Here is a 19,579-nt window from a genome sequence, read left to right as displayed (position 1 = left end):
GTTTAGGTTTAAATCAACCTCCACAGCCACCAATAGAAACTTCTACTTTTTGTACAGCTGAATATAATTTACCGTCTCTGCCCTTTGCAACAACAGTTACGTTAGCAGTTTTTCTCATCTTAATCTTAGTCATAAGATCAGCAACAGAACCTTCTGGCAACTCCATAACCACAACAGCACTTCTCGGGTTAGCATCTTGAAATAGTGCAACTACAGCTAAATCTACTTTAGATTTAATACCGATTGGCACTGCACCACCGTTTTCAGCTAACTTTGGAGCTTTGATCTCAATTTGTCCATCTATCATTTCTGATGAACCAAATAGCGCCTCAATTGCCTCTTTAGAGCTAGGAGCTTCCCATGCTTTTGGAGCTGTTGCTCTAAAGTCAGTAGCACTTAAACTTACAGGTAACACGGATGCCGCAGCTACTGCTGTCGCACCTAAACTTAAAAATTTTCTTCTTTGCATTTTCTTTCCTTTATATAATGTTAGTAGATCTAATAAGTCTTACTTACTAGATTCTACCATAAATTTAACAATGTCTTTGACTTGATCGTCACTAAGGTCCATAGCTCCGCCTTTTGGAGGCATACCGCCAATACCGTTTATAGAGTTATGGTTAACTCTATCTATGCCTTGCTCCATTACTGTCGCCCAAGCATTCTTGTTTCCTACTGCAGGTGCGCCCATTGCATCAGTTTTATGACAAACTGCGCATGATTTCTCATACAGTTTTTGAGCCTCTGATACCGGTCCTGCATTTGGATCCTCTTTTGGAAGATCTTTTAGAGTAGAGTATGGAGGCACAACATTTGTAATCTCATTTCCAATTCTTGCTACCGGCTCTTTACCACAGTTAGTCATACAACGAGTTCCGACTGCACCGAAGTTTTTAGGCTCTGCAAAAAATGCTCTTACGTTGTCAATACCCTTTGGTCCATCGATATCTGGATAAAAACCGTTACGGTTTGGCATTACAATCTTTTTGAAGTTATCTTGATTTAACTCTTCGATATCTTCACCGTCTATTTGGATACCATTCTCAGCCAATAAGTAAGCAGTCATTGCATACATTTGATCTGGTGTATAACTTTTTGGGTTTGCATACGGCATAGCATCGCGAATGTACCAAATAAGTGTACTAGCTTGTGGCCAATATGTTCCGATTGTTCTTTTTGGAGCATCTTTTCCAGGGCAAGTTCTTTGGTTTGTAAGAGACTCTATTGATCCACCCGTTAGAGTAGGATAACCCTTACCCCCTGCACCGAAATCACCGTGACAAACAGCACAATCTTTATCGTAAAGAGCTTCACCCTCATCAACCGTACCGCTGCCAACAGGTAAACCTGTACCGTCAGGCATAATATCTGTATCCCAAGCCTTTAGCTCGTTTGGTGTCGGAGCTCTACCGAAGTTAACGCCTGTAGTCGGCTGCTCATTAAGAGCATACGCCGTATACATACCGTTTTCTCTTTTGTATGTAACACCGCCGTCTATAGCATCTTTTGTCGGGTTGTACATACCGTTAGCAGCTGACTGAACTTTTGCAGATGACGCACCTGCAGAGCCGCTTGAAGCGAAACAGCCTGTAAAGAAGAGCGCACTGCTTGCGACTACGGAAACACCAATAATAATTAGTTTACTATTTAATTTTATCATTTCTAAATCTCCCTAACTTGGACAGTTGTCTGTTCTAACTTGAACATTATGAACTGAACCATCTTGTCTTACTTCCCAAGTAACAATTGAGTTTCTATGATAAACACCTTCTACACCAATAATCTCTTTCTCTTGAGAAACAGACGGTTGAACAAATCCAGCATCATCCATCGCACGAGATTGAATCAAAAGAGGTTTTCCTTCATATTTGTACATATATGAGAATCTTGTCCATGATTTAGGAAGAACTAAACCTTTGAGTTTTGCTTCAACATAGTTGTCTCCACCATCAAATGATATATCTACCGCTGTAATAGTTCCATGACCACTCCACGCAATACCTTCAACCTCTACCAAGTCACCTTTTTTAAGGTCTGACCATGGCTTTTCAGGACAAGGAGTTGTGATAATTGAGTTAACTTCTAATGGATAAAAGTGTTGGATAGCTTTACCGCTAGCAGTAAGAACCGTATATTTAGAAGTCTCTTCTTTACAATACCACGGTTCTGCACCGAACTCTAAACGCTTAAGCCACTTAACACACAGGTTTGCTTCCCAGCCCGGTAACATCAAACGAACAGGATACCCTTGCTCAGGTCTGATTGCCTCACCATTTTGAGCCCAAACGATCATTGCATCATCTAAAACTTTTTCAACAGGAACCGTTCTGCTCATCTCTGAACCATCAGATCCCTCAGCTAACATCCATTTTGCAGTCGGTTTTAGACCGATTTCATCAAGGATAGTTTTTAGACGAACACCCGTCCACTCTGCATTACTCATCATACCTTTTACGAATTGTAAAGAGTTGAATTGAGGACCTTTCCACTCAGCAGCACCATTTGCAGGACACTCCATGAAAAGAATTCTGCTCTCAGACGGATATTTTTTCAACTGATCAAGAGTCAAAACAATTGGCTTATCAACAAGACCGTGAATCATAAGTCTAAACTTATTTGGATCTACATGCGCAACGCCGTTGTGTGTTCTAGTGAAATGCAATCCATTTGGAGTAATGATTCCCTCTAGTTCATGTAATGGCGTCATTGAAACAGCAGCATGCATGTCTCCAGCAGATGAAAGAAGACTTGATGTTCTTCTTACAACATTGTGCTCATACTTTGACGGTATACCATATGGATACTTATTAAGCTCGTCGCCTAAAGTTGTACCCCACTCCACATGGTGAACAATATTTTCATCATCCGCCAATAACTTAGCCGGTGCTAAGATACTTGTAGCAGCGATAGCGCTTACAGAATAAGCAGCAGTTCTTTTGAAGAAATCTCTTCTACTTGATTGCTCTACACTATTTGTAGTAGTAGTTTCTAAATTATTTTCAGAAATTTTACTCATTTATCATCTACCTCCTTCTCTTTAATCTTGTAGATTTTATAGTATGCACAGTACAAACTTTATACATAGTACAAAATGCAAGACGGAGATTATATATGAAATTAAATTAAATTGTCAAGCAATGTAATCAATAATGTAATAATTTTCTCACATTTTTATATTTCTTCACACTTTAATTAAAAAATTAACTTCTCTTATAGTTTTTATAATTGATACTAAAAATATGTTAAAATTATGCGAATATAAAGTTACTCAAAAACGGTGAAAAAATGTCAAAAAAATGTGTCGGAAAAATTATAGAACTTTTTATCTCTACAAAAGAGAGTTCTACAAGAGTTAATAGGTCTACTATAGAGCTGGATCTGCTTGGGATTATAGGAGATAAGTTTTACGACAAAGACAACAGCCGCTCTATCTTAATCACCTCTAGTGATAGTTACAACCTAACAAAAGATTATAATATAGATATGCCATACGGATATTTGGGTGAAAATCTTTTGATGGACTACAACCCATACTCCTTGAGTATGGGGAGCAGGCTTCAAATCGGCACAGCGATGTTTGAGATAAGCCAAAACTGTACTATATGCAACCATCTCTCCGTGCTTGACAAACGCATACCGAAACTTTTAAAAAACGATAGAGGCATCTTCGCAAAAGTTGTTACACCCGGAAAAGTATCAAAAGGTAATGACGTCTATTTGTTGCAAGAGTAGAGAAAAACGACTTCAAACTCCAAATAGCTTAAAGGGTACTCGCGAAGAAGTTTTTTGCTCTCTTTGTAACTCAGTACTTTTCTCGACCCGCTCACACCGCTTTTTTTTATGTAGCGAAACATATCTCTTGTCGATTCAAACTCAAGCTTATAGTTTACTACCTCGGTTTTTGCGTCAAAATACTTTTTTCCAAGCTCACAAACTTCCTCTGCACTTCTTAAGATTGTGTCAATTGATGCTGTTTTGTTTATGGTTTTAAATGTATTTGAAGTAAATATAGCTAAAGCAACGGGAGTATTTAACTTCTTGATCCTGCCAAAAACTTGCTCTAAATCATCCGCCCACTGAAGAGCCGAAGCAGAAAAGATAAAATTATATATATATGTAAGCCTATTTTCAAAAAGGGCACTGTCATTAAAATCTGCGTAGATAAGCTCAATCTTTGGTGATTTTGGATGCAGCTCTAGCATACCCTGCGCAAAATCTACTCCGCAAAAGTGCTTATAATCCCACTTGATTGCCTTACAAAGGCTTCCGCTTCCGCATCCTAAATCTAAAATATTTTTTGGTTTATCTTTTACATGGCTGAGCAGCTTCTCAATAACTCTGTTTTGTATAACGTTATAACTGTTATAATCAAGTGCGTATTTTGAAAATTCTGAGCTTATCTTCATCTTCTGTTAGCAACCAAAGATACAATAAAAATCCCGATTATGCATAGCACTATGGTTGCTCCTGAGGGGAGTGAAAAGTGAAATGAGAGAATCATCCCAACCAACACGCTAAAGAGTGAAAATACAAGAGAGATGAGCACTGTTTTTAAAAAGCCGACTCTAAATTGCAGTGCCGCGATGGTGGGAATAATCATAAGAGCACCTATAAGAAGGCTTCCGACTACCCTGATTGAGAGAGCAATAATAATTGCAACAACACTCACAAGCACAAAGTTTAAAATGTTTACCTTTATGCCGCTGGTCTTTGCCACCTCTTCATCATAAGCAATAAAATAGAACTCTTTTGAAAAGAGCAGCAGCACCCCCAAGGAGAGAGTTCCAAAGAGTGCAATAACCGTAATATCTTCACTGCTCACAGAGAGAATGGAACCAAAAAGATATGAAAAAAGTGAGTTGTTAAATGCCCCTCCAAGAGAGACGATAATGATTGCTACCGCCAAAGAGCCTGAGAGCAAAATAGCAAGAACTGCGTCGCTGTAGAGTGCGAATGCGCTTCTTAGATACTCAATCAGCCAAGCCGACAAAAGTGCAAAAACAACTGCCGACCAGAGAGGATTGTACTCTGCAACAAGACCTACAGCTACGCCTAAAAGAGCTGAATGTGCCAGCGTCTCGCCTATTAAAGAGTATCTTCTCAAAACAACAAACGTACCACTGATGGAGGCTAAGATGGCAATGATGACTCCCGCCAAAAGCGCTCTTTGCATAAAATCGTATTCAAACATCTCAAACATGTTAATGCTCGTGCTTGTGAACATGAAGCAGATGAGCCTCTATTCCGTAGAGTTCGCTCATCTCTTCACAGCTAAGTGCTTGCTTTGGGTTGTTGCAGATGATTGCTTTTTGGTTTATCGTAAAGAGTCTTGCTATATCATCGGCAATCACCCCTATGTCATGCGTTATAAAAACAATGGTAATACCCTCTTTTTGATTTAGCTCTCTAAGCAGTGCATAAAACCTTTTTTGAGAGCCAACATCTACGCCCGTATTTGGCTCATCCAGTATCAAGATCTCAGGTTTTGAAGCAAGCGCACGAGCTATCATGACCCTTTGTCTCTGCCCGCCTGAGAGCGTTCCTACCATCTTGTCTTTCAAGCCGCTTATATCCATCTTTGCCATTGCATCATCTACGAGTTGTTTATCCAGTTTGCTTAGTGGCTTGAAGATGCTTCTTTGTGATGTTCTGCCCATCTTTACGATGTCCAAAACAGTCGCCGGAAAAGAGGTGTCTATAAGCGAAGCACGCTGTGGCACATAACCGATTTTATGCCAATCTTTAAAATGTGAGAATTTTTTGCCATATATTCTCACCTCTCCCGAAGTTGGCTTCTCAAGACCCAAAAGCATTCTGATAAGCGTTGTTTTGCCTCCGCCGTTTGGTCCTATGATTGCAATATACTCTGAGGGGAAAATCTCCAGAGAGATGTTTGAGAGGATATTCTGCTCCTTAAGAACAAAGCTTAAATTTTTAACATCAAATATTGGAACGCTAAATTTCATTGGCACTTTAGGGCTTTAGATATTTTTTTAAGATTTCTTCTCATGATATCTTCATAACTCAGTTTCTCTTTTGCCTCATCTGCAGTGATATTGCCAAGCGGCTGAAGAACATCGTAAGAGACATTTGCCTCTTTTGCTATGCTTTTTATAGTTTTCTTATTCGCAAACTTCTCAAAAAATATGGTCTCTACGTTATGCTCTCTAATAAACTTAATAAGCTTTATCATATTTTTTGCGCTCGGCTCGGCTTCAGGAGATAGCCCGCTTAGAGCCTCTGTATGGAAGCCGTATCTAGTTGCCAGATAAGAAAATGCGTTGTGATTTACAATGATTGTATCGAGCTGACACGAGGAGAGCTCTTTTTTGTAATCTTCATCAAGATTTTTTAGCATTGCTATATAACTATCTCTGTTTTTCGAGTACAGCTCTCTGTTTTTTGGAAAAAGTGCAATAAGCTCCTCCGTTATTCGCTCTGTAGCAAGCATCATATTTTGCGGACTCTGCCAGTAGTGGGGGTCTACTCTGCCATGGTTGTGGTCATCATGGTTGTGCTGATCTTCATCTCCGCCAACCTCCATCAGTTTTACATGCAGACCCATATTGAGCGCTCTGTTTTTAAACTCAAACCCCTCTATCCACGGCTCCAAACCGATACCATTATAAAGAACAAGATTACTTCTTGATATCTTAACCATATCTTTAGGAGTCGGCGCATAGCTGTGCGCATCTACCCCAAAAGGTAGAATCATAAAGGTCTCCGCCGTGTCGGAGGCTATATTTTTTGCTATATCGTAGAGCGAAAAGGTACTCACCGCGATAGTAGGTTTTTCATTAAGTTTTTCTTCTGCCCCAAGAGATATTGACGTAACAAGCAAGATTGCAGTCAAAAAAAATTTATTTTTAAAATTCATTGATATTTCCAAACATTTTTTTGAAATTATATCTTATTTTGCAACAATTGGTTTTTTTGGGTATAATTCGCAACTTTTAAAACTCAGGATATATATAATGACAGCTAGTTTTCTACTTATTGTTCAAATAATTTTAGTCGTAATGATTATAATAGCGGTACTTCTGCAAAAAAGCTCAAGCATAGGTTTAGGGGCATACAGCGGCTCAAATGACTCTGTTTTTGGAGCAAAAGGTCCAGCAAGTTTTTTAGCAAAAACAACTTTTACTATAGGCTTTTTATTTGTTATAAATACAATAGCGCTAGGCTATATGTACTCATCGGCTGCAACTGAATCGGTCGTTGACAATATGATTGAAACAACTGACGTTCAAGCTCCATCTGCTATAACTCCAACACCCGCACAGAGCGAAACTACACCTCCGAAATAGTTGCAATTTTTTGCAACTACACTCTTTATAAAATCTTTTTTTTAGGCATTTCTCGCTACAATGGCGCCACTATTTTTCATACATAAGGAAACTAAATGCTAAATGAAATATTCAATGCATGCGAATCAGAGATGAGAGCAAGCGTAAATCATATGCTAAAAGATTTTAAAACACTTAGAACAGGTAAGGTGACCACCTCTGTTTTGGACAATGTCAGAATTGATTACTACGGAACTATGACTTCACTTGATCAGGTAGGCTCCATTTTGGTAGCGGATGCAACTACAATCGTTATCAACCCATGGGAAAAAAACCTTCTCTCGACCATTGAGAGCGCTATATCAAAAGCAAACGTAGGTGCAAACCCAAACAATGATGGTGAGCAGATTAAACTATTTTTTCCTGCCATGACAGTTGATCAGAGACAAGAGTCGGCTAAACAGATGAAGGGCATGGGCGAGACTGCAAAGATTGCTATCAGAAACGACAGAAAACATGCTAATGACAAAATCAAAAAGCTTGAAAAAGACAAAGAGATAACGGCTGATGAGTCAAAATCTGCTCAAGAGAACATACAAAAACTTACAGATAAATTCATTGCAGAAGTTGATAACATTCTTAAAACAAAAGAAGCAGAGATACTAAAGGTATAAGCCAGATGGATATTAAAAAAATATATATGGATTCAGATGCTCTTTTAGAGGGGCATTTTAAACTAAGCAGCGGTAACCACTCACAATTTTATCTCCAATCTGCAAAAGTTTTAGAAGATCCAAAAACAGCAAAACTTCTCGCAGATGCTCTGGCTAAAGAGATTAAAAAGAGCGGTTTGGAAGTAGATACTGTCTGCGCCCCCGCTCTTGGCGGTCTTATTGCAGGTTTTGCGCTTGCAACCGCACTTGATGTCCGCTCTATATTTGCCGAGAGAGTGGATGGCAAGATGAGTATTCGCCGAGGCTTTGAGATAAAAAAGGGCGAGAGAGTCTTGATGTGTGAAGATATCATCACAACGGGTGGATCTGCTATGGAAGCAGCGCTAGTTGTAAAGAGTCTTGGAGGCGAAATAGTAGGCGTTGCCGCACTTGCCAACCGCGGTTTTTGTAAACGAGAAAATAGTGATATTACAACAAAACCAAACTGTAAACTTCCGCAAGATATTCCATTTTTTGCGCTGGAGGATTTCACGTTTGAGATGTATGCTCCTGATGAGTGCCCTATGTGCAAAGCCGGAAGCGAAGCTATAAAGCCCGGCTCAAGAGGAAATTAAAATCCAAAACGAGCTTAGTTAGAAGGTGTTGTTTTTGAAACTAGCCACTCTTTTTTTTACATTGATGCTCTTTTTTCAAAATGCACATGCTTCTGAGATGCCTCAAGATGAGCTGCTTAAAAAGATGATTGGCAGAATGCTTATCATCGGTTTTGACGGACAAAGCGTTACAAAAGATAGCAAAATCGTAAAACAGATACAAAAATATGAACTCGGCGGTGTCATTTTATTTGACCGCCACTTCAACGACAGAAGCAAAACAAAAAATATAAGTTCTCCTTCGCAGCTAAAAACTCTTACCTCATCGCTCAAATCATTCGCTCTAAAACCGCTTCTAATCTCCGTTGATCAAGAGGGAGGAAAAGTTGCAAGACTCAAGCCCGCATACGGTTTTGAAGCAACACCCTCCGCTAAAGTAGTCTCTGAGATGGATGCCTACATGACGAAACGTGTCTATGACAATCTTGCAAAAACGCTTAAAGATGCAGGTATCAACTGTAACTTCGCGCCGGTAGTAGATTTGGCAACCAACCCTCAAAACAGGGTTATTGTCGGACTAAAACGCTCATATTCAAGCGAACCAAAAGAGGTCGCTAAGTATGCAAAAATATTTATGGGCGCACTAAGAGAGAAAAATATCATCTCTGTTTTAAAACATTTTCCCGGTCACGGTTCATCGCTTGGAGACTCGCATAACGGGTTTGTAGATATCAGCAAGACATGGAGCGAAGTTGAACTAGAGCCTTACATAGAACTTATCCACTCAGGGGATGCCAGCATGATAATGACGGCTCATGTCTTCAACTCAAATCTTGATGAGCTTTATCCCTCAACGCTCTCATACAAAGTAAACACGGAGCTGCTACGTGATAAGCTAGGCTATGAAGGGGTGATTGTTAGTGATGATTTGCAGATGGGAGCGATTGCAAATCATTACACTCTTGAGCAGATTGTGACACTAACTATAAACTCTGGAGTGGATATACTGCTCTTTGGCAATCAGTTAGCCACTCAAGATAGTGATGAACTTGTAGAGACTATTTTGGCTCAAGTAAAAAATGGCTCAATCCCTCTAAGTAGAATTTTAGAGTCAAATTCAAGAGTAGAACAGTTGTTCACTAAGATAAAAACAAAATAATGCAAAGTGCTTTTTCAACTCTAGACTGGATTGTATTTGCCTCCTATTTTATCATGCTTGCCGTTACATCCGCTGTTTTAAGCCGCACCAAAATCAACTCCTCGCGGGACTATTTTTTATCCCCACACGCAATGCCGATGTTTGCCGTCGCTCTATCTGTTTTGGCTACTTCACAATCAGCCGCCACTTTCTTGGGTGCTCCCGAGTACTCTTATGTGCATGATTTTACATTTATAGGGTTTTACTTCTCTGCACTTTTGGCGGCTGTTTTTGTAGCTTACGTTTTGATTCCGAAATATTATGAGATGAAGGCGGTTACGGTCTATGAACTCCTAGAAGCCAGATATGGCCAGAGCGCAAAAAAGCAGGCAGGTGTGATGTTTCTTATAGGGCGAGTGCTTGCCAGCGGAGCAAGACTCTACATCGGAGCGCTCGCAATATCGATGATTTTATTTAGCGATATACTCTTTTTTCATGTTGCACTATCCATTTTGGTTTTAATGTTTGGAGCGCTTGCATACACCTACTTCGGCGGTGTGCGTTCCGTCATCTTAAGCGATGTTATTCAGGCTGTGACATATATCGGAGCAGGAATCGCTGTTCTTATCTATCTCTACACTTCGCTTGAACACATTGAGATTATAAAGACGCTTAACGAACAGAACAAACTAAATTTTTTAGATACATCGTTTGACGGCAGTTTTAGTATTATCGGGCTTCTTGGCGGCTGGCTTCTTCTAAACATCGCTGCCTTCGGACTTGATCAGGATATGACGCAAAGAGTATTGGCATGCAAAAATAAAAAAGAGGCGGCAAAATCACTTATTGTCTCTATTTTGCTCACCATTCCCGTCGTACTTCTTTTTTTGGCAATCGGCTCGCTTCTGTACCTCTTCTATATGCAAAGCAGCGTAACACAGAGTTTTGAGGGCGAAAAAATTACGATTTTTATGTACTACATACTAAACGAGATGCCTGAGGGTTTAAGAGGGTTGGTTACAGTCGGAGCAATTGCGGCAGCACTCTCAAGCACAAACTCAGTTCTTGGCGCCATGGCATCGGTTGCAGTTGAGGATCTCTACAGACCATGGAGATTAAAACAAAGCAAAGTGGAGGAGCAGCACTTTGTAAAAGCCTCACGATTTGCAGTGCTCCTTTTTGCTGTGCTTCTCTCTATTATGGCGATGGTGAGTTACTTCTGGCAGCGCCACGGAGACCTCTCTCTTATCAACTTTGCGCTTGGCGTTATGGCATTTGCATATACGGGGCTTTTGGGTGTATACTTCTCGGCAATATTTACATCGCGCGGAAATGAGAAGAGTGTTTTATGGGGTCTTTTTGGCGGATTTGCGACGGTTCTAGCGCTTCAGCCCTATACCTTTGGCTTTGAGATTGGTTTTTCATGGCAGATGGTTATCGGCACCGCCGTAGCATTTTTGATCGTTCAAACAGGAGGAGCAAAAAATGAGTGAATTTTACATCGGTGTAATGTCGGGAACAAGTCTTGACGGCATTGATATTGCCTACTGCCAAATCAAAGAACACAGCTTTGAACTCCTTCACTCGGACAAATACTCTTTTGACAAAGAGATAAAAGAGAAAATTTTAAAAGCGCTAAAAACCCCTGTAACACTTAAGCAAATCGGCGAACTTGATACGCGCCTTGGAAAAATGTACGCAGATACGCTAGAGCGTTTTATATCCCAAAAAAAGATAGATAAAAAGCAGATAGCCGCTATCGGTCTGCATGGACAAACACTGTGGCATGAGCCCGATGGTGACTATCCCTTCTCCATGCAACTGGGCAATCCTAACGTTATCACAGCGATTACAGGCGTTAGTGTCATTAGTGATTTCAGACGAAAGGACATGGCGTTAGGCGGTCAGGGCGCTCCCTTTGCACCCGCATTTCACCAATATATTTTCTCAAGACTAAAGAGCAAAATTGCCGTTGTAAATATCGGGGGGATGGCAAATTTGTCTCTTTTGGGAGAAAATCTCATGGGGTACGATACCGGATGCGGAAATGTTCTTATGGATTACTGGGTTTCTCTTCACAACAGTGCAACGTTTGATGAGGATGGAAGATGGGCAAAATCAGGAACTCCAAACTCTGAGCTCTTAGTGCAGATGCTTAGCGAACCCTATTTCTTAAAAAAAGCTCCAAAGAGCACGGGACGAGAGCTTTTCAATGGGGCATGGCTTGAGAGAGAGCTTGAGATTTTTCTACAGAAAAAGGGCGGCACTCTGCATATAAAGAACAGAGATGTGCAGGCAACGCTTTTGGAACTGACAGTCTCAAATATCGCAAATGAGGTCAAAAAAAATGAAGTAAATTTACTTATAGTATGCGGCGGCGGTGTTAATAACGGCTATCTTATGCAGAGACTCGGAGATGTACTAAGAGGTGTGGAAGTGGTTTCAAGCGATGAGTGCGGGGTAAGCAGCGAGTTTATGGAAGCTATGGCTTTCGCATGGCTCGCACATGAGAGAGTGCACAAAAATTGTGTTAAATTATCCTCCGTAACAGGAGCGTCAAAAGATTCTATATTGGGTGCTATTTATGAGTAAAACAGAAACTTGGCTAAAAACAACGACCTTTAAAAACTACATTGTTGAGTCTGCTCTGGCAGATGCGAGTTTTAGAAAATATTACAGGCTGCGAGACGGCAACAAAACCGCACTTCTAATGGACTCTTCACTTGAAAAAGAGTCACTTAAATCCTTTCTTGATGTGACATCGAGACTTCAAAGCGCAGATGTAGGCGTGCCTAAAATATTTGAACAAAATATAGATAATGGCTACTTGATACTCGAAGATTTCGGGACTAAGCACTATCTGGATATCTTAAATCAAAACAACTTTAAAGCTTACTACACAAAAGCCATGAACACTATCTTAAAGATGCAAAAAGCCAATGTCACGGGACTTCGGCTTTATGACAAAGAGTTCCTACATGCAGAGATGGATTTGATGCAGGAGTGGTACATAGAAAAATATCTTCATGTAAAGCCGACAGAGGCGCAAAAAGAGCTTATAGCGAACAGCCTTGATACCATCTCAAACACTGTTCTTGAACAGCCACAAGAAACATTTGTTCATCGCGATTTTCACTCAAGAAACATAATGCTAAAAGAGAACAATAAACTCGGCATCATCGACTATCAAGACGCGATGAGCGGTGCTATCACCTATGACTTGGTCTCGCTGCTAAAAGATTGCTACGTCGCTTATGACAGAAGAAGCATAAAAGAGCTGGCTCTAGAATTTCGCGACAAAAAAGGGCTCAAAGTGGACAATGAAACATTTATAAAATGGTTTGATTTTATGGGACTTCAAAGACATATAAAGGTGCTTGGAATCTTCTCTCGCCTTCATATCCGCGATAAAAAAGAGAGTTATTTAAAAGACATACCTCTGACTCTCAAGTATGTTATAGATACGGCAAGCAGATATAACGAAACACAAGAGTTTGCAAAATTTCTAAGCAGCCTTAAATGAAAGCTATGATTTTAGCAGCAGGACGCGGAGAGAGAATGCGTCCGCTTAGCGATAAAACTCCAAAACCGCTTTTAAAAGTTCATGGCAAAAGTCTTATTGTTTGGCATATAGAGAGGCTTGCTTCTCTTGGATTTAGCGAAATAGTCATCAATATAGACCATCTCGGCGACATGATAGAGAAGAGTCTGGGCGACGGCTCAGAGTGGGGGGTCAACCTAATCTACTCGGATGAGAGACAAAGCGGGGCGCTTGAGAGTGCCGGCGGGATTATAAACGCTCTGCCTCTTATAGAGAGTGAGACATTTTTGGTAGTAAACAGCGATATCTGGTGCGACTATGAGTTTGAAACAGGTTTTGACCTAAGGGATGACTTGGCTCATCTCATCTTAGTTCCAAATCCAAAACATAATCCAGATGGGGACTTTGCGCTATATAAAAACAGGGTTAGCAACGATACAAAAAGAAGATTTACGTTTTCAGGTATCGGGTACTACTCTGCTAAACTTTTTGAGGGCTTACAAAACCAAAAGATGCCGCTTGCACCACTGCTTAGAGAGGCGGTAGAGAAGGGCAAAGTAGGCGGCTCTCTTTATGACGGAAGATGGTATGATATAGGCACGCCGCAAAGGCTTAAAGAGATAAACGCTACTTCTGTATAAACTGCCCACACCCTTTTATCTCTGTGCCTTTAAAGGTCTTATAGTCCTTATTTCCCTCTAAATATGATTGATATCTTGCGCACTCATCACTTTTCATGCATATTTTATTGTCGCAAGCCTTATCTACTTCCATCTCTATTCCTATTTTAAATTTTTTTGAAATTATAACAAATATTTTTATTACCTAAAATAGGATTTGGTTTAACATGCTATACTAAAATTGATAGAAAAAAAGGTTTATGATGTTTAAAATATTTTTTATACTTTCTCTGGGAACATTGCTGTTTGCAAAATATGACAACTGCGAATTTAAAAACAAAGATTATATAGATGTCTGCAACAGTGCCGTCAAAAACGGTGTCTCATATGAGTATGCAAACAAGTTTTTGCTCTCTTACTTTAAGACAAAAAAGTTTGATGAGATTAGCTATAAATATCTTCAGCCAAAATACATTACAACCCATAAAAAAAATGAGAAAAAAGCAAATAACGTGCTTGTAAAGTATGTGCCCGATATGGTTAAGCATCTCAAAGAGTATAGTGAGGTTTATGATTTTGCAGAGCAAAAATATGGCGTAAACCGTGAGATAATTGCCGCTATTTTGATCAAAGAGACAAGGCTTGGAAAGATAAAGCCGACCCATGACGCATTTATTGTCTTTAACACTTTGGTCGTCAGAACAGAGCCAAATACACCAAGAGAGAAGTGGCTTATAAACATGGGAAAAACAAACATGGCTTCCATAATTACCCACTGCTACAAAAAAGAAGTAACGCCCGAAGAGTGCACCCTGCCAAGCTCTTACGCAGGAGCAGTCGGCATTCCACAGTTTATGCCAAACAGTTTTGTATATGCCCATGGGTATAAAACGAAAATAGCGGATTTGACAAAGATGGAAGACGCCATCACATCTACAGCTAATTTTTTACGCCAAAAAGCAGAATTTACAGAGCTGATAGAGTGGAGCAAAATACCCGATATCGTAAGTATTGAATCCAAATGGTACGACTATGAGTTTGAAAATGAGAACGCTTCACTAGTTTATGAGAAAAGTTCCAAAGCAGACAAAACATACGACTGTTTTGCATGTGACAAGGAGGAACTCCAATATCTAAGAACTTATGCCAAAAAAATAATGCGCTACAACAACTCTTCAAACTACGCCATCGGCGTTATGCGTCTCGCGTATGATGCACATACTATGCTTGAGAAGTAAAGTTTAGTTACTTTTTTCTCGGGTCTTTAAAATAGAGCACACACCAGCCATCTGGACTTATGGAACCCTCTACTATTTTACACTCGTTTGTTTCTGGCAAAAAATGAAGACAGTCTATACATTTTTTACCATCTTTTGGACTATCCTGATACATCGTCTTCTCTTTTGTTCCTTTTGCTAAAAGCGGAGAAACACCCCATGTTACAAGCCCAAGCATAGCCATATATCTGAAAAAATCTCTTCTTGATGAAACTTTCATTCTCATCTCCTACTAGGAATTTGTAAAAATTACATTTAACCATAAATGCTCTTCCCACAACTATACTTTATTCTTTTTCTCTTAAATATTCATAAACAATAAAATCTACTCTCTTCGTCAAATTTTATTTTATTAAAAAATTGTGGCTTTTAGCGTATGGGACTTTTGGGGCTTTACAACTCTCGCATCATCAAAGGCGTTTGCTGATTCTATGCAGAGCATATGCTCGTAGGCATCTTTTTTCATTGCGCTCATTCTTGAAGTTTTTTCTATCCACGGATTCCAAACAACCACGGAAGATGAGCCGTCGTTGTTTATGATAATCTCTCTCTTTTTATCTTTTAAAACGATTTTGCCATCAACCTCTTGGTAAACTCTGTCGACCTCTTGATTGAAGCTTATATCGCCCTCCTGCACCTCATTTTTGTATGTAAGCGCATCAAGATATGGTTTTTTATCCAACCCCTTGACACTCACATTAGAGATATGCGAAACTTTAAAATAGCTATGCAGCGCTTGTGTAATCTCAAACTCTTTATCATCTATATTTGTAGTTTTAAGTTCCATAGTAAGCTTATCTGAGATAGTGACATGCAGCTCAAGCTCAAATTTATAGAGCCATATCTTGAGTGTTTGGTTACTATTAGTCAGCCTAAAAGTCAAAGTTGTTCTCTTCTCGTCCGACTCATCACTATAGACAAGCTCCCACATGGAGACTCTTGCAAAACCGTGTTGCGGCAGAGATTTGTTTTCATGAAATCCAAACCACGGCCAACAGATAGGAACACCACCGCGGATAGCTTTTCCTGGCTCAAAATCACTTACTTCGCTTAGCCAAAGTATCGGCTCTTCATCCACTCTAGCGTAGTGAAACAGATGTGCACCCTGCAGAGCAATTTTTGCCTCTGCAGCAGAGTTTTTTACCTCAATATACTCAAAGCCGTTAGAGAGTTTTTTGTGAGTTATCACAACTCATTCCAAGACTTTATCTTGTGCCATTTTATGGCGTAGAGGAGTATAAAAAGATAACTAATCATCCCTAGAAGATAGGTTGATTGCATATCTCCGCTGATATGGGATATTTTTCCAAATATAAGAGGAAGAATGGCTCCGCCCGCTATAGCCATAATCAAAAGAGCGCTTGCTTGTGCAGTGCGCTTTCCCAAGCCCTCAAGTGCTAGCGGCCAGATTGTCGGCCAGACAAGAGCGTTTGCAAATCCCAAAAGTGCTACAAAAGTTACCGTATTCGGAAGAGTTCTAATACCGCTCCATCCCCATAAAACCTCTGAAATTCCGTGACTTTGAGATGAGAGCACTACGCCGAGCAAAAAGAGTATTCCAAAAAGTGCAGAGCCTATGAGTGCACGCTCTTGCGAGAGATATTTCGGTATGAGCGCGACACCCAGCGCATACCCAATCACCATAAAAGACATTACATAAGAGGTTAGGGCGGTGACATTTGTTAAGCCTAAATGCTGTCCGTAAAGTCCGATGGTGTCTCCCGCCATAACCTCTATGCCTACATAGAAAAAGAGTGCAGATGCACCCAAAACCACGCGCGGAAACGCAAAGATACTCTTTTGTTCATCGGCTTCATCTTTTTCAAACTCAAGTTCGGGAAGCTTGGAGAACTTCACAAGGATGATAAGAGAGCTAAGCAGCAGCGCCATAACAATGTATGGAACTACAAGCTTTGAAGCAAGCTCCTCTTTTGAGTGTGCGGTAAGATCCTCCAAAGAGCCGATGCCTGAGAGTATAAAGGCAGTAAAGAGAAGAGGCGCAATGACCCCCGCACCCTTGTTTATAAGCCCCATGATACTTATGCGCATCGCCGCGCTCTCTATGGGTCCTATGCAGACTATGTAGGGGTTTGATGCGGTCTGCAAGATGGTAAGACCCGACCCGAGCGCAAAAAGAGCTATCAAGAAAAGTGTAAAACTGGCACTCTGCGCTGCTGGGATAAAGAGAAGACTTCCCACTGCCATTATCGCCAAGCCGAGTGCCATTGAGTTTTTATACCCTATTTTTTCAATCACATAAGACATCGGCAGAGCCATTACAGTATAGGAGATGTAGAAGACAAATGTTACAAAAAGGGCTTCAAACTCGTTAAGGTCGCATATAACCTTTAAAAATGGGATAAGCGAGCCGTTTAGCCATGTAACAAAGCCAAATATAAAGAAGAGAACCCCTATGATAACCATTGGAAGGAACGATGTTTTGTTAGACATTTTTAAGCCCCTTAAGATAGTTTGCAACGCCGTCTTCATCATTTGTGTGCGGCAGAACTATTTTTGCCACCTTTTTTACGCCCTCTTGAGCATTGGCAACTGCAACGGATGTTCCCGCTAACTCAAACATGCCTATGTCATTAAAGTTGTCTCCAAAAACCGTCAACTTCTTTAAGTCAAAACCGATTGCTTCGCTTACACTTCGTATGCCGTGGGATTTGTCTGCATCTTTGTGAAGCAGAGTCAAAAAGTAGCAACCCGCATAGGCTTCTGGAGCCAAAATATACTTAAGAGTGTCTCCAAAAACTCTCCTAAGATGCGATGCGACTCTTCTTAAAAGCTCCTCTTCACCAAAATATACAATCTTAAAATTATCACTTATTGCGCGAAGGTTTCTCTCTTGATGGTGATGGTCATCTTTTTTGTAGTTTTTAAGAATCTTTGTTTGATATGCATTTAAAACTGTAGAGTAGGAGAAGGCTTCGCTCAGATTTTTATCCGCCAACGAGAGGATGAAGGGGTAGATACCGAACTTTGCGCCCTCGTCTACAACCGCATCCCCAACCTCTTTGTTTATAAACTTTGTGCTGATTATTTTTTTATCCATCGTTGCTATCAAAGCACCGTCAAGCAGTATCATCGGAGCATTGACATCTACATCTTTTAAAAACTGTGCCGTCTTTTTATATGTTCTAGCAGTTGCGATACTAAGGATGGAGTCAACTCCAAGACCGTTCCATATCTCTTTTGTAAAGGAGCTCACAGACAAATCGGTTCGCAAAAAAGTGTGATCCAAATCCGTAATGTAGGCATTTTTCATTCTGATTAGTACCTCATCTTACATGAGCCCATTTTTTCCACAAGCAGACGTCCTACTTCAACTTTGGTATCAACAATGGAGGTAATATCTAAATCCTGCAAATTCTCTTTATCTTCAAGAGTAGCGACTTTTACTATAAGGTTGATATCTTTTGTATGCTTTAAAACCGCCTCACAAATCGCTCTTTTCTTCTCGATATTATCAAGTGTAACTATAATTGCCGCCGAACTCTCTACATGAAGTGCTTCTAAGAGTGAGAGTTTTGACATATCTCCCAAATACGCCTCTTTTCCGCTAGATAGTGCCTCTTGAACATGCTTTGGGTTGTTGTCGATTATGACATACGGAGCGCCAAGCACATCAAGATTTTTGGCGACAAATTTACCGATGGTACTGTAGCCGCAGACGATTACATGGTTTTTTCTGGATATAAATGCAGAGGTGTTTAGCCCAAGATATTCAAAACGGGTAACATAGGCAACAAATCGATTGATTCTTGAGATAAAAAACGGGGTCACTACCATTGAGAAGATAACCACAAGAACGAAAAGAGACTCAAGCTCTCTTTCCAAAAGACCGCCCATGCTTGCAACCGCAAAGATAACAAAGGAGAACTCTCCAACCTGTGAGATTGCAAGTGCTGTTTTTAAGGAGAGCACATGTGAAGATGTGATGCGCACGACAATATAGGTAATAATAGTCTTCAAAACCAGAACGATCAAGAAGATACCGACGATGAGTCCGATGTTGTCAATAAAGAAAAGAATATCTATCTTCATACCTACAACAATAAAAAATGTTCCAAGAAGAATATCTTTAAAAGGTGCAATGTCCGATTCTACTTTATGATGATATTTTGTCTCGGCTATAATCATTCCCGCCACAAATGCCCCCAGAGAGTATGTAAAGCCCATGTAGGAAGCTAAAAGTGCAGCAGAGACGACTATAAAAAGAACCGAACCCATAAAAAGCTCATCAACTTCGCTTGAAGCCGAGAAGTGCAGAAGCCAAGTCATAACTCTTTTTCCCACGATAAACATAAAACCGATAACAAAAACGGCACTTATAAAAGTATTTCTAAGTATCTCAGGAACCGATTGGTCGCCGTTGCTTGTTAGAAATCCCAAAAGTATAAGTATAGGAATAAAAATCTGATGCATTTGATTTCACTCTGAACTG

General features: G+C 40.2%; 23 protein-coding genes. 10 read left to right on the top strand and 13 right to left on the bottom strand.

Features of this window, described 5'->3' with window-relative positions; translation table 11 throughout:
- Positions 1-13: 13 nt before the first annotated feature.
- The 3 genes from soxY to soxC are packed head-to-tail and all read right to left on the bottom strand — an operon-like array spanning position 14 to position 3,016.
- Positions 14-469 carry a thiosulfate oxidation carrier protein SoxY gene (gene soxY, locus RQ763_RS01850; RefSeq protein ID WP_314150794.1) on the bottom strand — a complete coding sequence of 152 codons (456 nt, stop codon included), beginning with the start codon at positions 467-469 and terminating at the stop codon, positions 14-16.
- Positions 470-508: 39 nt separating this feature from the next.
- On the bottom strand, positions 509-1,660 hold the full coding sequence (locus RQ763_RS01845) for a c-type cytochrome (protein ID WP_314150793.1): 1,152 nt from the start codon (positions 1,658-1,660) through the stop codon (positions 509-511).
- A 12-nt stretch (positions 1,661-1,672) separates the two neighbouring features.
- Positions 1,673-3,016 carry a sulfite dehydrogenase gene (gene soxC / locus RQ763_RS01840; RefSeq protein WP_314150792.1) on the bottom strand — a complete coding sequence of 448 codons (1,344 nt, stop codon included), beginning with the start codon at positions 3,014-3,016 and terminating at the stop codon, positions 1,673-1,675.
- Between the two features lie 269 nt (positions 3,017-3,285).
- Between soxC and RQ763_RS01835 the strand changes: the two genes are divergently transcribed.
- Positions 3,286-3,732 (top strand): MOSC domain-containing protein, encoded by a 447-nt coding sequence (locus RQ763_RS01835; RefSeq protein WP_314150790.1) that lies wholly within the window; start codon positions 3,286-3,288, stop codon positions 3,730-3,732.
- Here the strand turns inward: RQ763_RS01835 and RQ763_RS01830 are convergent.
- Genes RQ763_RS01830 through RQ763_RS01815 form a run of 4 tightly spaced genes read right to left on the bottom strand, consistent with a single transcriptional unit; the run spans position 3,714 to position 6,877 of the window.
- Positions 3,714-4,406, bottom strand: coding sequence for a methyltransferase domain-containing protein (locus RQ763_RS01830; RefSeq protein ID WP_314150789.1), 693 nt, complete (start codon positions 4,404-4,406; stop codon positions 3,714-3,716). The genes RQ763_RS01835 and RQ763_RS01830 overlap by 19 nt on opposite strands.
- The gene (locus RQ763_RS01825; protein WP_314150788.1) at positions 4,403-5,224 is read right to left on the bottom strand and encodes a metal ABC transporter permease; all 822 of its coding nucleotides are present in this window, start codon (positions 5,222-5,224) and stop codon (positions 4,403-4,405) included. The genes RQ763_RS01830 and RQ763_RS01825 overlap by 4 nt, the downstream gene beginning before the upstream one ends.
- Complete coding sequence (locus RQ763_RS01820) at positions 5,202-5,966, bottom strand: metal ABC transporter ATP-binding protein (RefSeq protein WP_314150786.1); 765 nt, start codon at positions 5,964-5,966, stop codon at positions 5,202-5,204. Before RQ763_RS01820 ends, RQ763_RS01825 begins: the two co-directional genes overlap by 23 nt.
- Positions 5,963-6,877, bottom strand: a complete 915-nt coding sequence (locus RQ763_RS01815) for a metal ABC transporter substrate-binding protein (RefSeq protein ID WP_314150785.1) — start codon at positions 6,875-6,877, stop codon at positions 5,963-5,965. Before RQ763_RS01815 ends, RQ763_RS01820 begins: the two co-directional genes overlap by 4 nt.
- A 97-nt stretch (positions 6,878-6,974) precedes the next feature.
- Here RQ763_RS01815 and secG point away from each other — a divergent pair, with 97 nt between their 5' ends.
- From secG to murU, 8 genes are all read left to right on the top strand, one after another.
- Positions 6,975-7,307 carry a preprotein translocase subunit SecG gene (gene secG / locus RQ763_RS01810; RefSeq protein ID WP_314150784.1) on the top strand — a complete coding sequence of 111 codons (333 nt, stop codon included), beginning with the start codon at positions 6,975-6,977 and terminating at the stop codon, positions 7,305-7,307.
- 95 nt (positions 7,308-7,402) lie between these two features.
- Positions 7,403-7,960, top strand: a complete 558-nt coding sequence (gene frr, locus RQ763_RS01805) for a ribosome recycling factor (protein ID WP_314150782.1) — start codon at positions 7,403-7,405, stop codon at positions 7,958-7,960.
- A gap of 5 nt (positions 7,961-7,965) precedes the next feature.
- Complete coding sequence (gene pyrE / locus RQ763_RS01800) at positions 7,966-8,574, top strand: orotate phosphoribosyltransferase (protein WP_314150781.1); 609 nt, start codon at positions 7,966-7,968, stop codon at positions 8,572-8,574.
- Positions 8,575-8,599: 25 nt separating this feature from the next.
- On the top strand, positions 8,600-9,712 hold the full coding sequence (locus RQ763_RS01795; protein WP_314150780.1) for a glycoside hydrolase family 3 N-terminal domain-containing protein: 1,113 nt from the start codon (positions 8,600-8,602) through the stop codon (positions 9,710-9,712).
- On the top strand, positions 9,712-11,184 hold the full coding sequence (locus RQ763_RS01790; RefSeq protein WP_314150778.1) for a sodium:solute symporter: 1,473 nt from the start codon (positions 9,712-9,714) through the stop codon (positions 11,182-11,184). The genes RQ763_RS01795 and RQ763_RS01790 overlap by 1 nt, the downstream gene beginning before the upstream one ends.
- Positions 11,177-12,283, top strand: coding sequence for an anhydro-N-acetylmuramic acid kinase (locus tag RQ763_RS01785; protein WP_314150777.1), 1,107 nt, complete (start codon positions 11,177-11,179; stop codon positions 12,281-12,283). Before RQ763_RS01790 ends, RQ763_RS01785 begins: the two co-directional genes overlap by 8 nt.
- Positions 12,276-13,214, top strand: coding sequence for an aminoglycoside phosphotransferase family protein (locus tag RQ763_RS01780; RefSeq protein WP_314150776.1), 939 nt, complete (start codon positions 12,276-12,278; stop codon positions 13,212-13,214). Before RQ763_RS01785 ends, RQ763_RS01780 begins: the two co-directional genes overlap by 8 nt.
- Positions 13,211-13,873 carry an N-acetylmuramate alpha-1-phosphate uridylyltransferase MurU gene (gene murU / locus RQ763_RS01775; protein WP_314150774.1) on the top strand — a complete coding sequence of 221 codons (663 nt, stop codon included), beginning with the start codon at positions 13,211-13,213 and terminating at the stop codon, positions 13,871-13,873. The genes RQ763_RS01780 and murU overlap by 4 nt, the downstream gene beginning before the upstream one ends.
- On the opposite strand, the gene RQ763_RS01770 is transcribed toward murU, so the two are convergent.
- Complete coding sequence (locus RQ763_RS01770) at positions 13,860-14,006, bottom strand: hypothetical protein (protein ID WP_314150772.1); 147 nt, start codon at positions 14,004-14,006, stop codon at positions 13,860-13,862. The genes murU and RQ763_RS01770 overlap by 14 nt on opposite strands.
- A gap of 109 nt (positions 14,007-14,115) precedes the next feature.
- On the opposite strand from RQ763_RS01770, the gene RQ763_RS01765 reads away from it, so the two are divergent.
- The gene (locus RQ763_RS01765; protein WP_314150771.1) at positions 14,116-15,090 is read left to right on the top strand and encodes a lytic murein transglycosylase; all 975 of its coding nucleotides are present in this window, start codon (positions 14,116-14,118) and stop codon (positions 15,088-15,090) included.
- A gap of 7 nt (positions 15,091-15,097) precedes the next feature.
- Here the strand turns inward: RQ763_RS01765 and RQ763_RS01760 are convergent, their stop codons facing one another.
- The 5 genes from RQ763_RS01760 to RQ763_RS01740 all read right to left on the bottom strand — a co-directional run bounded on the left by RQ763_RS01760 (position 15,098) and on the right by RQ763_RS01740 (position 19,560).
- On the bottom strand, positions 15,098-15,349 hold the full coding sequence (locus tag RQ763_RS01760; protein WP_314150770.1) for an iron oxidase oxidoreductase: 252 nt from the start codon (positions 15,347-15,349) through the stop codon (positions 15,098-15,100).
- Between the two features lie 132 nt (positions 15,350-15,481).
- Positions 15,482-16,318 carry a D-hexose-6-phosphate mutarotase gene (locus tag RQ763_RS01755; protein WP_314150768.1) on the bottom strand — a complete coding sequence of 279 codons (837 nt, stop codon included), beginning with the start codon at positions 16,316-16,318 and terminating at the stop codon, positions 15,482-15,484.
- On the bottom strand, positions 16,315-17,580 hold the full coding sequence (locus tag RQ763_RS01750; protein ID WP_314150767.1) for a sugar MFS transporter: 1,266 nt from the start codon (positions 17,578-17,580) through the stop codon (positions 16,315-16,317). Before RQ763_RS01750 ends, RQ763_RS01755 begins: the two co-directional genes overlap by 4 nt.
- Positions 17,573-18,400 (bottom strand): HAD-IIB family hydrolase, encoded by an 828-nt coding sequence (locus RQ763_RS01745; protein WP_314150765.1) that lies wholly within the window; start codon positions 18,398-18,400, stop codon positions 17,573-17,575. Before RQ763_RS01745 ends, RQ763_RS01750 begins: the two co-directional genes overlap by 8 nt.
- Before the next feature lie 5 nt (positions 18,401-18,405).
- Entirely contained in the window at positions 18,406-19,560 is a 1,155-nt protein-coding gene (locus tag RQ763_RS01740; RefSeq protein WP_314150764.1) for a cation:proton antiporter, read from the bottom strand.
- Between the last annotated feature and the right edge of the window lie 19 nt (positions 19,561-19,579).

It is taken from the genome of Sulfurimonas sp. (genome assembly GCF_032250635.1).
In the GTDB taxonomy this organism is placed as follows: domain Bacteria; phylum Campylobacterota; class Campylobacteria; order Campylobacterales; family Sulfurimonadaceae; genus Sulfurimonas.
This window is presented reverse-complemented; position numbering and strand designations above follow the sequence as displayed.

What these genes read in the sequence shown, in the direction of transcription:
- RQ763_RS01770 (WP_314150772.1), bottom strand. Translation starts at nt 14,006, where the DNA reads ATGGAAGTAGATAAGGCTTGCGACAATAAAATATGCATGAAAAGTGAT.
- RQ763_RS01815 (WP_314150785.1), bottom strand. Translation starts at nt 6,877, where the DNA reads ATGAATTTTAAAAATAAATTTTTTTTGACTGCAATCTTGCTTGTTACG.
- murU (WP_314150774.1), top strand. Translation starts at nt 13,211, where the DNA reads ATGAAAGCTATGATTTTAGCAGCAGGACGCGGAGAGAGAATGCGTCCG.
- soxY (WP_314150794.1), bottom strand. Translation starts at nt 469, where the DNA reads ATGCAAAGAAGAAAATTTTTAAGTTTAGGTGCGACAGCAGTAGCTGCG.
- RQ763_RS01845 (WP_314150793.1), bottom strand. Translation starts at nt 1,660, where the DNA reads ATGATAAAATTAAATAGTAAACTAATTATTATTGGTGTTTCCGTAGTC.
- pyrE (WP_314150781.1), top strand. Translation starts at nt 7,966, where the DNA reads ATGGATATTAAAAAAATATATATGGATTCAGATGCTCTTTTAGAGGGG.
- RQ763_RS01785 (WP_314150777.1), top strand. Translation starts at nt 11,177, where the DNA reads ATGAGTGAATTTTACATCGGTGTAATGTCGGGAACAAGTCTTGACGGC.
- RQ763_RS01760 (WP_314150770.1), bottom strand. Translation starts at nt 15,349, where the DNA reads ATGAAAGTTTCATCAAGAAGAGATTTTTTCAGATATATGGCTATGCTT.
- RQ763_RS01765 (WP_314150771.1), top strand. Translation starts at nt 14,116, where the DNA reads ATGTTTAAAATATTTTTTATACTTTCTCTGGGAACATTGCTGTTTGCA.
- RQ763_RS01740 (WP_314150764.1), bottom strand. Translation starts at nt 19,560, where the DNA reads ATGCATCAGATTTTTATTCCTATACTTATACTTTTGGGATTTCTAACA.
- RQ763_RS01830 (WP_314150789.1), bottom strand. Translation starts at nt 4,406, where the DNA reads ATGAAGATAAGCTCAGAATTTTCAAAATACGCACTTGATTATAACAGT.
- RQ763_RS01745 (WP_314150765.1), bottom strand. Translation starts at nt 18,400, where the DNA reads ATGAAAAATGCCTACATTACGGATTTGGATCACACTTTTTTGCGAACC.
- RQ763_RS01790 (WP_314150778.1), top strand. Translation starts at nt 9,712, where the DNA reads ATGCAAAGTGCTTTTTCAACTCTAGACTGGATTGTATTTGCCTCCTAT.
- secG (WP_314150784.1), top strand. Translation starts at nt 6,975, where the DNA reads ATGACAGCTAGTTTTCTACTTATTGTTCAAATAATTTTAGTCGTAATG.
- RQ763_RS01780 (WP_314150776.1), top strand. Translation starts at nt 12,276, where the DNA reads ATGAGTAAAACAGAAACTTGGCTAAAAACAACGACCTTTAAAAACTAC.
- RQ763_RS01750 (WP_314150767.1), bottom strand. Translation starts at nt 17,580, where the DNA reads ATGTCTAACAAAACATCGTTCCTTCCAATGGTTATCATAGGGGTTCTC.
- RQ763_RS01820 (WP_314150786.1), bottom strand. Translation starts at nt 5,966, where the DNA reads ATGAAATTTAGCGTTCCAATATTTGATGTTAAAAATTTAAGCTTTGTT.
- RQ763_RS01825 (WP_314150788.1), bottom strand. Translation starts at nt 5,224, where the DNA reads ATGTTCACAAGCACGAGCATTAACATGTTTGAGATGTTTGAATACGAT.
- RQ763_RS01835 (WP_314150790.1), top strand. Translation starts at nt 3,286, where the DNA reads ATGTCAAAAAAATGTGTCGGAAAAATTATAGAACTTTTTATCTCTACA.
- soxC (WP_314150792.1), bottom strand. Translation starts at nt 3,016, where the DNA reads ATGAGTAAAATTTCTGAAAATAATTTAGAAACTACTACTACAAATAGT.
- frr (WP_314150782.1), top strand. Translation starts at nt 7,403, where the DNA reads ATGCTAAATGAAATATTCAATGCATGCGAATCAGAGATGAGAGCAAGC.